Origin of the sequence: Marinobacter koreensis, assembly GCF_023156285.1 — a bacterium.
In the GTDB taxonomy this organism is placed as follows: domain Bacteria; phylum Pseudomonadota; class Gammaproteobacteria; order Pseudomonadales; family Oleiphilaceae; genus Marinobacter; species Marinobacter koreensis.
The window spans coordinates 412,034-425,661 of record NZ_JAKZAJ010000003.1 but is presented as its reverse complement, the minus strand read 5'-3'; the positions used below and the strand labels follow the sequence as shown (position 1 = coordinate 425,661).

Below are 13,628 nucleotides of genomic sequence, written 5' to 3'. Positions count from 1 at the left end.
CCTGTCTGTATTCCTACACCCATAACATGCTGCCCATCTCAAGGAGATGGGTGAGCGCCGGGTGATAGGGATACATTCTCAGGCGCAGGGTCTGCAATCCGGGATACGGCGGCGGAACCTGTGCCGAAAACAGGGTTCGCCCATCCTGCTCACCTTCCTTTTCGAGGATAAAGCGGTTGGGGCCCGATGCCTCATGGCTGCCGGTGCAATCCGGCGTCACCAGGCACTCGATTCGCACGTCTTCGGCGGCCAGCCCGTTCAGTACCACTTCAACCCTCAGTTCGACGGTTTCATCGTAGGCGCACTGGGCGTCCACACAGCCGACCACGGACATGGAGACACCGGACCAGGCCTCGCGCACCTTCGCCTTCCATTGGGCCAGTTCCCTCGCTTCGCGGGCCTTGTTTGCCATCAGGCGCGCTCCCTGCACTGAGGCCGGGTGGTAATAGCGTTCCACGTAATCCATCACCATCCGCTGGGCATTGAAGCGTGGCGTAATGGTTTTCATGGACGCCTTGGAGCGCTTTACCCAGCCTTTGGAGTAGCCCTGGGAGGCCCGATCGTAGTAGAGCGGGATGATTTCGAATTCCAGCAGGTCCAGAAGGTCGCGGGACTCCTCAAGGTTGCGGAATTCCGGATCGAGCCTGGTGTCCCGGGGTGTGATGGCCCAGCCGTTCTCGCCGTCGTAGCCTTCCCCCCACCAGCCATCAAGGACGCTGAGGTTCAGTGCACCGTTAAGCGCGGCCTTTTCTCCGGACGTCCCGCTGGCTTCCTTCGGATATTCCGGGTTGTTCAGCCAGACATCCACGCCCGACACCAGGTATCGGGCCATGGCCTGGTCATAGTCTTCCAGCAACAATACGTGGCCCATCAGGGCAGGGCGCATGGACAGATCGTGGATCACCTTGATCAGGTGCTGGCCGGGGTTGTCCCGGGGATGGGCCTTGCCGGCGAAGATGAGAATGGCCGGGCGCTCGGGATCAGTCAGCATCCGTTCCAGCCGGTCGAGGTCCGAGAATATCAGCGTTGCCCGCTTGTAGGTCGCGAAACGGCGGGCAAAACCGATGATCAGGGTGTCCTTGTCCGGAGACACCAGTTGCCGGGTCATCCGTTCGGTCACTGAGTGTCCGGTACCGTTGCGCTCGTGCTGGCGACGAAGCTGCTCGACCACAAACTCTCCCATCTGTTGCTTGAGGGCTTTATGGACACTCCAGTAATGGTAATCGGGGATCTGGTCGATAAAATCCCAGTATTCCGGGTCTCTGAGTTCCGAGCGCCAGGTGGGCGACTGAATGTCGAACAGGCTGGCCCATTCCGGCGCCAGGAAGGTCGGCACGTGGACACCGTTGGTGATGTAGCCAATGGGATTTTCGGCCGCTGGAATCTGTGGCCAGATGTCGCCTTCCATGACGGACGCGACGCCTCCGTGGATGCGGCTGACGCCATTGTGGAACCGGGATCCCCGCAACCCGAGGCTGGTCATATTGAAGCTTTCACCACCGTCCTTGCTCCCCAGTGCGAAGATCTGATCGAAATTCAGCCCCGACTGCTCCAGGTACGGACTCAGTGCATGCTCTACCAGGCCCTTGGGAAAAATGTCGTGACCGGCCGGGACTGGTGTATGGGTGGTAAAGAGCGTGGATGCGGCCACTGCTTCGAAGGCCGCTTCAAAGGGTAGGTCATGCTTGCCCATCGTCTGTCGACAGCGTTCGAGTATCTGGAATGCCGCGTGGCCTTCGTTGATATGCCAGGCGGTGGGTTCAATCCCCAGGGCATCCAGAACCCGTGTTCCGCCAATGCCGAGCAGCATTTCCTGCTGGATACGCGTGTTCTCGTCACCGCCGTAGAGCTGGAGGGTCAGCTCCCGGTCCTCGGCCGTGTTTTCCTCGGTGTGACTGTCGAGCAGGTAAAGGCGTATGTGTCCAATCCGCGCCTGCCAGACTCGTGCGGTGAGCATTCGGCCCGGGAAGGGAACCGAGACCTTCAGAACGGCGCCGTCCTGCATAACCGGCGTGATCGGCAGCTCGTCGCTGGTATGGGATTGGTACCGGGCTATCTGATGGCCCTGGGCGTCGATGGATTGAATGAAGTATCCCTGCTGGTACAACAGGCCGACGGCGACGAACGGTAAACCAAGGTCGCTGGCTGCCTTGCAGTGATCGCCTGCCAGGATCCCTAGACCGCCCGAATATATCGGAAAACTCTCATGTAACCCGAACTCGGCACAGAAATAGGCAACCCGATATTTGTCCGGATCAAGGTATTCGGTGACTTCGGGAACGGGTTCGGATTCGCAGTAGGCGTCGTAGTTGCTCAGTACGCGACGATACTCGGCGAGGAAGGCCCTGTCCTGGGAGGCTTCGTCCAGACGCTCCTGGGCAACCCGCCGCAGGAACAGTTTGGGGTTGTGCTCCACTTTTTGCCAAAGGGGCTGATCGATCCGGGCAAACAGGTTCCGGACACCGTGGTCCCAGCTGTAGAACAGGTCGTTGGCGAGTTCATGCAATCGCTCCAGTGAATCCGGGATACGGGGTCTGGCTTCCAGTCGGAACCGGGTTGCTTTGTCCATTGCTATTGCCTCCTGTATGGCAATCGTGAACGGCCTGTTCAGCGCGTTAGACAGCGTTCTTCGAGTAAGGTTTGGTAGAGTTTGCCGTATTCCCGTGCCCGTTCTTTCCAGGAATATTCCCCGGCCATGCCATTACTCTGCAGTTGGCGCCACCGTTTGCGCTGTTGCCGGCATTCCAGTGCTCTTTCGACCGACGTCCGGAACGCCCCGCCGGTTGGCTCGTAAAAGCTGAATCCATTGGCCTGGCTGTGCCCGACCTGATCGGGATCCAGAACGGTATCTCCGAGCCCGCCGACCCGGTGCACCACTGGAACGGTCCCGTACCTGAGGCTGTACATCTGGTTCAGGCCACAGGGCTCAAAGCGCGAGGGCATGAGAAACAGGTCGCTGCCGGCGGTGATCCTGTGGGCGAGGGGCTCGTCATATCCGATGGTCAGTGACAGTTGCCCCGGGTGCGTCTTTGCCAGGGCGCGCAGAGGTTCTGTGTAGCGAATTTCGCCAGAGCCGAGGATGGCGAACTGGCAGCCCTGCTGTAACAGCGGGGGCAGGGCGTCCAGCAACCAGTCAATCCCCTTCTGTTCGACCAGGCGGCCAATGGAACCTAACAGTGGCGCGTCGCCGGGAACCAGTCCCAACTGCTTCTGAAGGGCCGCCTTGCACTCCTGTTTTGATGCCAGCGTATCTGCATCGTAATGGCAGTCCAGATATTGATCGGTCGCCGGATTCCAGAGTTTTGTGTCGATGCCATTGAGAATGCCGGAAAGATGTTCAGACCGGTACTGGAGCAGTCCTTCAAGCCCGTAACCGAAACCCGGTGTCTGAATCTCTGCGGCGTACCCGGGGCTGACCGTGGTTATTCGATCGGCGTAGACCAGGCCGCCCTTGATGAAGGACAGCTGGCCGTGGAACTCCAGCCGATCAAAGCGCCAGAGGCTGTCGGGCAGCCCCAGGGCTCGAAAGGTGTCATGGGAAAACAGGCCCTGATAGGCGAGGTTGTGAATGGTGAAAACCACAGGGGGACGGTTGGGAGCCGGTTCCAGAAAGACCGGTACCAGCCCCGACTGCCAGTCGTTGCAATGAACGATGTCGGGCGTCCAACGAAGCCCGGCCTGCCCCGTGGCCATCATGGCAGCCACCCGACAGAACAGTTGATACCGATGAGCGTTATCCCACCAGTCTTCACCTTCCTCATTCTGATAGGGGTTGCCGGGGCGATCGAACAGCCCGGGGCAGTCGACCAGCCAGAGCGTGACGGAGGTGCCGGGCAGACGGGTTCGCCACAATGCGACGCTGTACTGGCCGATCACCAGGCGCGCCTGGCGCCGCGAACCACTAGCGCGGGCCGCCTTCATGGCAGCAGGGTAACCCGGCAACAGAATATGGACATCGTGGCACTGGCGACACAGCGCTTCCGGCAGGCTGGCTGAAACGTCGGCCAGACCGCCCGTTTTGATCACCGGGTAGACCTCACTGGTGACGAAGAGCACTCGCGTCATGGTGCAGGCCTCAATACGATGGCCGCCAGCGGTGGCAAGGTCAGGTCCACGGAGAAGGGGCGCCCCATCCACGAGTTTTCGGACGCATCCAGGCCGAGGGGATTCCCCACATTACTACCACCATAGTATTCCGAGTCGGTGTTGAGGACCTCTACCCAGTGACCTCCCGAGGGCACGCCAATTCGATAGCCGTAGCGGGGGATCGGGGTGAAATTGATGACAACCACCGTTACGTCATTGCCGTCTCGACGAAGGAAGCTGATGACCGACTGATGGGTGTCGTGGCAGTCGATCCATTCGAATCCGTCCCTCTGGTAGTCCCGCCGATGCAAAGACGGTTCCCGCCGATACAGCCCGTTGAGATCCCGGATCAATGTCCGGATGCCGGCGTGCTCGGGGTACTGAAGAAGCTCCCAGTCCAGTTCCCGGGATTCACTCCATTCCCGTCGCTGGCCAAATTCACCGCCCATGAACAGCAGCTTCGAGCCGGGGTAGGTGTACTGAAAGGCGAAGAGCAGGCGAAGGTTGGCCCGCTGTTGCCAGTCGTCTCCGGGCATCTTGTGGAACAGGCTGGCCTTGCCATGGACGACCTCATCGTGGGAAAGGGGCAGCATGAAGTTCTCGGAGAACGCATACAGCAGGCCAAAGGTCAGTTTGTCGTGATGGAATTGCCGATAGACCGGGTCCTGGTGCAGATAATCCAGTGTGTCGTGCATCCACCCCATGTTCCATTTCAGGTTGAATCCGAGTCCACCCACTTCCGGTGGTCGCGTGACCTGCGGCCAGGAGGTGGATTCCTCCGCCACCATCAGTATGCCGGGAAACCGGCTCTGGCAGACCTGGTTGAGGGTCCGGAGGAAGTCGATGGCCTCCAGGTTTTCATGCCCGCCATGCACGTTGGGCAGCCACTCGCCGTCTTCCCGGGAATAATTCAGGTAAAGCATGGAAGCAACGGCGTCCACCCGCAACCCATCCAGATGGAAGGTGTCCAGCCAGAACAGGGCACTGCCAATCAGGAAATTGCGAACCTCGTGGCGACTGTAGTTGTAGATCAGCGTGCCCCATTCCTTGTGCTGGCCTCGCCGGGGATCCTCGTGCTCGTACAGCGCGGTGCCGTCAAAGCGGGCCAAGGCGTACTCATCCTCCGGGAAGTGGCCGGGTACCCAGTCGAGAATCACACCGATGCCGTTCTGGTGGCATTGGTCGACGAAAAACCGGAAGTCATCCGGGTTTCCGAAGCGACTGGTCGGTGCGTAATACCCGGTGGTCTGGTAGCCCCAGGATTCATCGAGCGGATGTTCCGTCACCGGCAACAGTTCGATGTGGGTGAATCCCATTTCCAGCACGTAGGGAATCAGTTGAGCAGCCAGTTCCCGATAGCTTAGCCAGCGACCGGCACCATGATGCTGCCAGGAGGCGGCATGCACCTCATACACCGAAACCGGCGCTTCGGACCAGGACCAGCGACTGCGGCGAGCCAGCCATTCACCATCGCCCCAGCTGAAGGTGCCGCGCTGGACGACGATGGCTGCATTGGACGGCCGGAGTTCGAATTGTTGGCCGTAGGGGTCGGTTTTGAGAATTTCACGGCCTGACCGGGTTACGATGGCAAATTTGTACAGGGTGCCGGCGGCAATCCCGGGCACGAAGAGACTCCAGACGCCGGAGCTGTCATGGGCGGCCATGGGGTGCCGGCCCGGCGACCAGCCGTTGAAATCACCAACGACGCTGACGCTCCTGGCGTTGGGTGCCCAGACGGCAAAGCGAACACCCTCGGTACCCTGTTGTCGGCACGGGTGGGCGCCGAGCACGTTGTAGATATGCCAGTGACGACCCTCCCCAAAAAGATACAGGTCGAAATCGCTGAGCGTGGGGCTGTCCATAGTCCGTGCTTTTCCCGAAACGATGATCGTTATTGAACGCTATCACAGGCGGTTAAAAAGTGATCTGTAACAATTCTAGGTCATAATTACATGCTACTGTTCTAATATTATTTCGACAGCCTGAAACCGTTCGGTACCGGGTTTTCCGGCCAACAACGGTACGCGTTATTTCACTGTTTTGCAGGGATGGACCCATGCATACGGCAAAGCGTTTTGTCAGTCGTCTTACCCGCCAGACTCTGGCGCTGGTTCTTGCCGGAGGTCGCGGTTCGCGCCTCCACGATCTCACCAAATGGCGGGCGAAACCAGCCGTGCCTTTCGGTGGCAAATTCCGCATCATCGATTTTCCCCTGTCCAACTGCATCAATTCCGGCATCGGTCAGGTTGGGGTGGTTACCCAGTACAAATCCCACTCCCTGATCCGGCACATCCAGCGGGGCTGGGGGTTCCTGCGGGGCGAGCTGGACGAATTCGTCGAACTGCTCCCTGCGCAGCAGAGAATTGAAACCTCGTGGTATGAGGGTACCGCTGACGCGGTTCTGCAGAATCTCGACATCATCCGGAGCCATCGGCCGGAGTATGTTCTTATTCTTGCCGGCGACCATATTTACAAGATGGACTACGGCACCATGCTCGCGGCCCACGTGGAAAGCGAGGCGGACATCACCGTGGGATGCATCGAAGTCCCCGTGGAAGACGCGAAGGGCTTCGGGGTGATGGCTGTCGACGAGGACCTCCGGATCCGCGAATTCGAGGAGAAGCCCGAGCATCCGAAACCGATTCCCGACCAGCCCGGCAAGGCACTCGCTTCCATGGGAATCTACGTCTTCAGCACGCACGTGCTGTTCGACGAATTGATCCGGGACCATCAGGCCCAGGCCGAGTCCTCCCACGATTTTGGCAAGGACATCATACCGTCGGTGATCAACCGCCTGCGGGTCATGGCCTTTCCCTTCAAGGACCCGGTTGCGGGGAAGTCCGCTTACTGGCGCGACGTCGGTACGATTGACGCGCTCTGGCAGGCCAACCTGGAGCTGATTGGTGTGAGCCCGGAACTCAATCTCTACGATTCGGACTGGCCGATATGGACCTACCAGGAGCAGCTCCCTCCGGCCAAATTCGTCTTCGATGATGAAAACCGGCGAGGCACTGCCGTGGACTCCATGGTTGCCGGGGGCTGCATTGTGTCGGGCGCGCTGGTGCGTCATTCCCTGCTGTTTTCCCAGGTGCAGGTCCATTCCTTCAGCGAAGTCACGGATTCGGTCATCTTTCCGGATGTCGATATTGGCCGCAATTGCCGGATAAACCGGGCCGTCATCGATCGCGGCTGCCGGATACCGGCAGGCACGAACATTGGCGTCGACGAGGCTGAGGATCGTAAACGGTTCCACGTGTCGCCCAAGGGCGTTGTTCTGGTGACGCCCGAGATGCTCGGGCAGGATTATCCCCATGGCCTCTGATAACAGAACGCCGGTGGTGTTGTGCTGGCACATGCACCAGCCCGGCTATCAGGATGTGAAGACCGGGCAGTTTCTTTTTCCCTGGGTCTACCTTCACGCAATCAAAGATTACAGCGATATGGCGGGCCATCTGGAAGCTCATCCCAATGCCCGCGCTGTGGTGAATTTTGCGCCCATATTGTTGGAGCAGATTGAGGAATACCTGGTTCAGATCGAGCGTTGGCGACACGGCGTGGGTGAACTGGGCGACCCGTTGCTGGCCGCGCTGGTCTCCGAAGAGCTTCCGGAAACCGGAACGCCGGCGTTCCTGGACCTGATGAACAAGGCACTCAGGGCCAACGCTGACCGCATCATCAAGCGGTTTCCGGCCTATGCCCGCCTCGCCGAACTGGCTGAGCTGTATCGTTCCCGACCCGAAATCCAGCGGTACCTGTCCAAGGGACTTTTGCGGGATCTGCTCGTCTGGTACCACCTGGGCTGGATGGGGGAGACGGTCCGCAAGCAGAATCATTGTGTCCAGAGCCTCCAGGAGAAGGGGGCCGGGTTTTCGATGGATGATCGGCGGGCCTTGCTGGATGTTATTTTCGAGGTGATGGCGGGTATTGGTCCCCGTTATCGGAATCTCGCCAACCGGGGCAACGTGGAGCTGTCCGTCAGCCCCTATACCCACCCCATTCTGCCGCTGTTGCTTGATCTCGGCTCTGCGAGGGAGGCGATGCCGGATATTCCGCTTCCGGCACACAAACACTATCCCGGCGGTGAGCTGAGGGCGAGCTGGCAGCTGGATCAGGCCCGGCGCGTGTTTCAGCGCTTTTTCGGTATCGAGCCGGCCGGATGTTGGGCATCCGAGGGCGCGCTTAGCCAGGCAACCCTTTCTCATCTGGAACAGCATGGTTTCAAGTGGACGGCCAGTGGCGATTCGGTCATCCACAACAGTCTGAATCAGGCACGTGACGCAGGGGAGCCGGTCGGGGATAACGACATCCACAAACCGTATCGGTTCGGAGACTCCGGGCTGAACGTCTTTTTCCGGGACGACGGACTGTCGGATCTGATCGGCTTTACCTATGCCGATTGGCATGCGCAAGACGCTGTCGGGGACCTCGTTCATCACATGGAAAACATCGCTCGCGCAGGCAAGGGCAAGGCCGTTCCGGTGATTTCGGTCATCCTGGATGGGGAAAATGCCTGGGAATATTACCCTGAAAACGGCATCCACTTCCTGGATGAGCTCTATGAGGTTCTGGAAGACCATCCACGCCTGCGTCTGACCACCTATCGGGATCTGGTGGATGAGCCGGTGTGCGACCCGGTTGCGTTGCCCCATCTGGTAGCCGGTAGCTGGATCTATGGCACGTTCTCGACCTGGATCGGCGATCCGGACAAGAACCGCGCCTGGGATTTGTTGTGTGAGGCCAAGGGACACTACGACCGGGCGATGGATAACGGGCGCCTGAATGCAGACCGTAAAGAGGCCGCCAGAAAGCAGCTGGCCCTCTGTGAGGGATCCGACTGGTTCTGGTGGTTTGGCGACTACAACCCTGCCCAGATCGTTTCGGATTTTGAGCATCTGTACCGGCGGCATCTCGTTAATCTCTACGAACTGATTGAGTTCGAACCACCGTCATCGGTTTTCCAGCAGTTGAGCCAGGGCGGCGGGGAACCTGCGCGCGGCGGGGCGATGCGGCCCGGTCATGAAGAAGGAAAGTGAGGCAAAATGGGTGAACAGGATGCGCACTCGTCAACGCTGTTCGAACACCGGATGGCCGGAGTCCTTCTCCACCCCACAGCGCTCGCGGACCAGCACGGAATCCTGGGCAAGAATGCACGCCAGTTCATCGACTTTATCGCCCAGAGCGGTCTGAGCGTCTGGCAAACCTTGCCCGTAGGTCCCACCCATTCGGACCTGTCTCCCTACCAGTCTCTTTCAGCCCATGCGGGAAATCCCTGGTTTATTGACCTGTCGGAACTGGTCCCGCTGGAACTTCTCTCTGAGCAGGAACTGGTGCAGATGAGCGACGGGGAGCGCGGTCGCCTGCTGCGGCTGGCGGCGAACCGCTTCTTCCGTGGAGAGGGCCTGCTCCACCGTGAATCCTATGACCGGTTTTGCCAGGAGCAGTCGCGATGGCTTGAAGACTTCGCGCTGTTTTGTGCCATTCGGGAACACCAGGGGGGCCTGAGCTGGCCGGACTGGCCTCGTGCTTTGAGGGATCGGGCGCCGGATGCAATTTCTGCCTTCGAACAGGATCACCAGACGATCGTTCGGGAAATACGCTTTGAGCAGTTCCTGTTCCACCACCAGTGGCAGGCGCTGAAATCCTATGCCAATGCTCGTGGGGTCAGGCTTTTCGGCGACATTCCGATTTTCGTTGCCTACGACAGCGCCGATGTGTGGGCCAACCGACATCTCTTCAAACTGGATGAATCCGGGGCCCCGACGGTGGTTGCGGGGGTGCCGCCGGATTATTTTTCTCCGGACGGGCAACACTGGGGGAACCCGCTGTACAACTGGGATGCCATGGCGGCCGATGGATTTGCCTGGTGGCTTGAGCGCCTGGACAGCCAGCGACATCTGTTTGATCTGATTCGTATCGACCATTTCCGGGGGCTGGAAGCCTATTGGGAGATCCCCGCTGCGACACCGGAACCACGGTTTGGCTACTGGGTTCCCGGGCCGGGTCGGGCGTTCCTTGAAACCTGCTTCCAGCGTTTTCCGGATCTCCCGCTCATTGCAGAAAACCTGGGGATCATCAGTGATGAGGTCGAGCAGCTTCGCCATGCATTCCAGTTACCGGGGATGGCGGTCATACAATTCGCATTCGATGGCAATTCCGACAATCCGCACCTGCTTCACCGACACGAGCAGCGGGGAATCGTGTATACCGGTACCCATGACAACGACACCACGTTGGGCTGGTACCAATCACTCGACGAGTCCACCCGTGGCTACGTGAACTCGTACCTGTCGACCGATGGTCACGATATGCCCTGGCCAATGATAGAGGCAGCCTGCCGCTCCGCCTCCTGGCTTGCCATGATCCCCATGCAGGATTTTCTTGGACTCGACTCTTCTGCGCGTTTCAACACGCCCGGAACAACCAGCGGAAATTGGCTCTGGCGGCTGGATCTGTCCCTGTGCACGACAGAGCTTGTGTGCAGGATTCGACAATTGCTGGAACGTAATGAACGATCTCTCTCCGGGGTGGTCATAATTTGACCAGAGTCAACCGGTGCCCCGGTGGGCTTCGGTATAAACAGGATGTATTGATGGCGTTCTTTTGAGTCAAGGGAGGAAACAATGGAGCACCGACTCAGCAAGCGCATCCCCGGTAGAGTCTCTCTTCTGGTCTTCAAACGCGGCATGCCCGTCGCGACAGGGCTTGTGCAGGATGCATCGCGCCGCGGTGTGTTCGTGGCCACGGACTACGATGACATCAAGCTCAATCAGACCGTCGAACTGGAATTGTATTATCCAGACAGGACCATGGAATCCCTGAGACGGTTGAAGGCGCATGTGGTGCGCAAATCCGAGCAGGGCATCGGCCTGGATTTCGACATGGTGGAGAACGATGCACTGTGCATAGCCCATCTCCTGCAATGGTTACAAAAGCACCCGAAGGCACAACGCCATTATTCGCCGATGCACTGACAGCAAAGGACGGGCGCATTCCCTGGAAGGACTCTGATCAACCATGACACTCGCTGCCTATCGGCCCCGCAAGGTTCCGGAAGCACTCGTTGGACTATTCACACTTGCTCTGGACCTCCGGTGGAGCTGGCATCACGGCAGCGATGTGCTGTGGCGTACACTGGATGAAGAAACCTGGACCGCAACCCGCAACGCCTGGCTGGTACTGAACAGTGTCGCCGGCGATCGTCTGGAAGAGCTCAGTCGCGAACCTTCATTCCTGGCGCGCTACCGGGAACAGATGGAGGAACACGATGCGTTTGTCCATGCCCGGACCTGGTATTCGGATCAGTGCGCCAATGCCCTGGACCGGGGCGTTGCCTTCTTTTGCATGGAATACGGCCTGAGTGAATCCCTGCCGCTATACAGTGGTGGCCTGGGGGTACTTGCCGGCGACTACCTGAAAGCCGCCAGCGACCTCGGGGTGCCGGTGACCGCCGTGGGATTGCTATACCAGCAGGGCTATTTCCGGCAGGCGATCGGCGCTGACGGGGAACAGATCGAACTCTACCCGTACAACGATCCGACCATGCTGCCGCTGTCGCCCTTGCGCGATGAAAACGATGAGTGGGTAAGGGTAGTCGTGCCCCTGCCGGGCCGGGACGTAAGACTCCGCGCCTGGATCGGGCGGGTAGGGCATTGTGATCTGTTGCTTCTCGACAGCAACGATCCCAGGAACGAACCGGGGGATCGCGGCATCACAAGTGAACTCTACAGTGGCGATCCGGAAAAGCGCCTGCAGCAGGAGATGGTGCTTGGAATCGGCGGCTGGCGCCTGCTCCGTACGCTGGGGCGTAATCCTTCAATCTGCCACATCAATGAGGGGCATTGCGCGTTTGCCATGCTGGAACGGGCCTTCAGCTGGGCAGAGGATAATGAGCGGGATTTCGACACCGCGCGTCTGGCCACCCGTGCGACCAATCTTTTTACCACTCACACGTCGGTCGCAGCAGGTTTTGACCGCTTTCCCCGGCGTCTTATCCAGCTCTATCTCGGACCCTGGCTTGCCGGTCAGGATATGTCGGTGGATGAACTGTTTTCGCTCGGCAGCGCGCCCATCGACAGGGATGAGAGTGGACAGCCCTTACTGAATATGGCCTGGTTGGCCGTGAACCTGAGCGGTCGTATCAACGGTGTCAGCCAGGTTCACCAGAAGGTCAGCCAGACCATTCTGGAACCCTTTTTCCCTCGCTGGCCACGCGAAGACATCCCGGTAGAGTACGTCACCAACGGTGTTCACACACCAAGCTGGGACTCTCCGGAATCGGATGAACTCTGGACGACGGCCTGTGGCCGGGACCGCTGGCGTAAGCCGATGCGCAATGCCAGCCCCTTGGACGGGATATCGGATGAGTCCATCTGGGCGATGAGGCTGGCCCAGAAAAAGCGCCTGGTTCATTACCTCCGGCAGCGGTTGTCCAGTCAACACTGCGATCAGGGACCGGGCAACAATCCGGCCACAGCGTGCGGCCTGCTGCTCGACAGTGAGACCCTGACGATCGGTTTCGCCCGACGGTTTACGGAATACAAACGCCCGGATCTGTTGCTTAGGGACGAGCGCCGGCTGCTCTCCCTGTTAACCAATCGCGACCGGCCGATACAGGTCGTTCTCGCTGGAAAGGCCCATCCGAAGGATCGAACGGGCAAGGCACTGATTCGGAGATGGAAACAGTTCTCCAGGCGTCCGGATGTGGAAGGCCGGGTCGTGTTCATCGAGGATTACGACCTTGGGGTCGCGACGCAATTGATCCAGGGTGTCGATGTCTGGCTGAATACCCCTCGCCATCCATGGGAGGCGTGCGGAACCAGCGGGATGAAGATACTGGTCAACGGTGGCCTGAATCTCTCCCAGTTTGATGGCTGGTGGGCGGAAGCCTGGAACAACGATGTTGGCTGGGCCATCCGGCCCGGTGCGACGTTCGAGGAACTCAGCCATACCAACGACCACGATGAGCCGGATTCTCGGGAACTGTTCGACCTGCTTGAGAATCAGGTGATCCCTGCTTTCTACAACGCCGGCCAGGATGGGCGTCCCAAGGAGTGGATTGACAGAATCCGTGCGAGCATGAATCAGCTTACAGCGCCGTTTTCCGCCACCCGAATGGTCAGGCAGTATGTTGAGGATTTCTATCTTCCAATGCGTGCGCTGGGGAAACAGAGAGACTCTGAAACGGCGCATACGCTCGTTCAGGAAGCCCGTGATATCGCCTCCCATTGGCCCCGAATGCGGTTCTCCGGACTGAACGTCCACGACAAGGATGATCAGCATTTGTATGTGGTGGATGTTTATCTGGATGGCGTCAGCGAACAGCGGGTCCAGGTAGAGCTCGTCGCCGAAGCGTCGGAGTTCGGCGAACGCGAAGTCCATGAGATGAAGATGGTTCAGGCGCTGGAAGGATCCGCCCATGCCTGGACCTACCAATGCCTGGTACCGCCCAGACCGGAGGGGCACTACACGCCGAGAGTGCGAATCCGGGATGAACGGTTGAACCTGCCGCTGGAGAATCCGTCCGTTCTCTGGCTGAAGTAAAA

General features: G+C 59.3%; 8 protein-coding genes. 5 read left to right on the top strand and 3 right to left on the bottom strand.

The window, feature by feature from the left end; translation table 11 throughout:
• Nucleotides 1–13 precede the first annotated feature (13 nt).
• From glgP (MLD04_RS10215) to glgB, 3 genes are read right to left on the bottom strand one after another with little or no spacing between them, the layout of a single operon-like run.
• Nucleotides 14–2,569, bottom strand: a complete 2,556-nt coding sequence (gene glgP, locus MLD04_RS10215; RefSeq protein ID WP_248157803.1) for an alpha-glucan family phosphorylase — start codon at nucleotides 2,567–2,569, stop codon at nucleotides 14–16.
• A 38-nt stretch (nucleotides 2,570–2,607) separates the two neighbouring features.
• Complete coding sequence (gene glgA / locus MLD04_RS10210; RefSeq protein WP_248157802.1) at nucleotides 2,608–4,065, bottom strand: glycogen synthase GlgA; 1,458 nt, start codon at nucleotides 4,063–4,065, stop codon at nucleotides 2,608–2,610.
• Nucleotides 4,062–5,948, bottom strand: a complete 1,887-nt coding sequence (glgB, locus tag MLD04_RS10205; protein ID WP_248157801.1) for a 1,4-alpha-glucan branching protein GlgB — start codon at nucleotides 5,946–5,948, stop codon at nucleotides 4,062–4,064. Before glgB ends, glgA begins: the two co-directional genes overlap by 4 nt.
• Nucleotides 5,949–6,142: 194 nt before the next feature.
• Between glgB and glgC the strand changes: the two genes are divergently transcribed.
• The 5 genes from glgC to glgP (MLD04_RS10180) all read left to right on the top strand — a co-directional run bounded on the left by glgC (nucleotide 6,143) and on the right by glgP (MLD04_RS10180) (nucleotide 13,626).
• Complete coding sequence (glgC, locus tag MLD04_RS10200) at nucleotides 6,143–7,408, top strand: glucose-1-phosphate adenylyltransferase (protein WP_248157800.1); 1,266 nt, start codon at nucleotides 6,143–6,145, stop codon at nucleotides 7,406–7,408.
• Nucleotides 7,398–9,119, top strand: coding sequence for a glycoside hydrolase family 57 protein (locus tag MLD04_RS10195; protein ID WP_248157799.1), 1,722 nt, complete (start codon nucleotides 7,398–7,400; stop codon nucleotides 9,117–9,119). Before glgC ends, MLD04_RS10195 begins: the two co-directional genes overlap by 11 nt.
• Before the next feature lie 6 nt (nucleotides 9,120–9,125).
• Nucleotides 9,126–10,625 (top strand): 4-alpha-glucanotransferase, encoded by a 1,500-nt coding sequence (gene malQ, locus MLD04_RS10190; RefSeq protein WP_248157798.1) that lies wholly within the window; start codon nucleotides 9,126–9,128, stop codon nucleotides 10,623–10,625.
• A gap of 81 nt (nucleotides 10,626–10,706) precedes the next feature.
• Nucleotides 10,707–11,057, top strand: a complete 351-nt coding sequence (locus MLD04_RS10185) for a PilZ domain-containing protein (protein WP_248157797.1) — start codon at nucleotides 10,707–10,709, stop codon at nucleotides 11,055–11,057.
• A 43-nt stretch (nucleotides 11,058–11,100) separates the two neighbouring features.
• Complete coding sequence (gene glgP, locus MLD04_RS10180; protein WP_248157795.1) at nucleotides 11,101–13,626, top strand: alpha-glucan family phosphorylase; 2,526 nt, start codon at nucleotides 11,101–11,103, stop codon at nucleotides 13,624–13,626.
• Nucleotides 13,627–13,628: the final 2 nt, after the last annotated feature.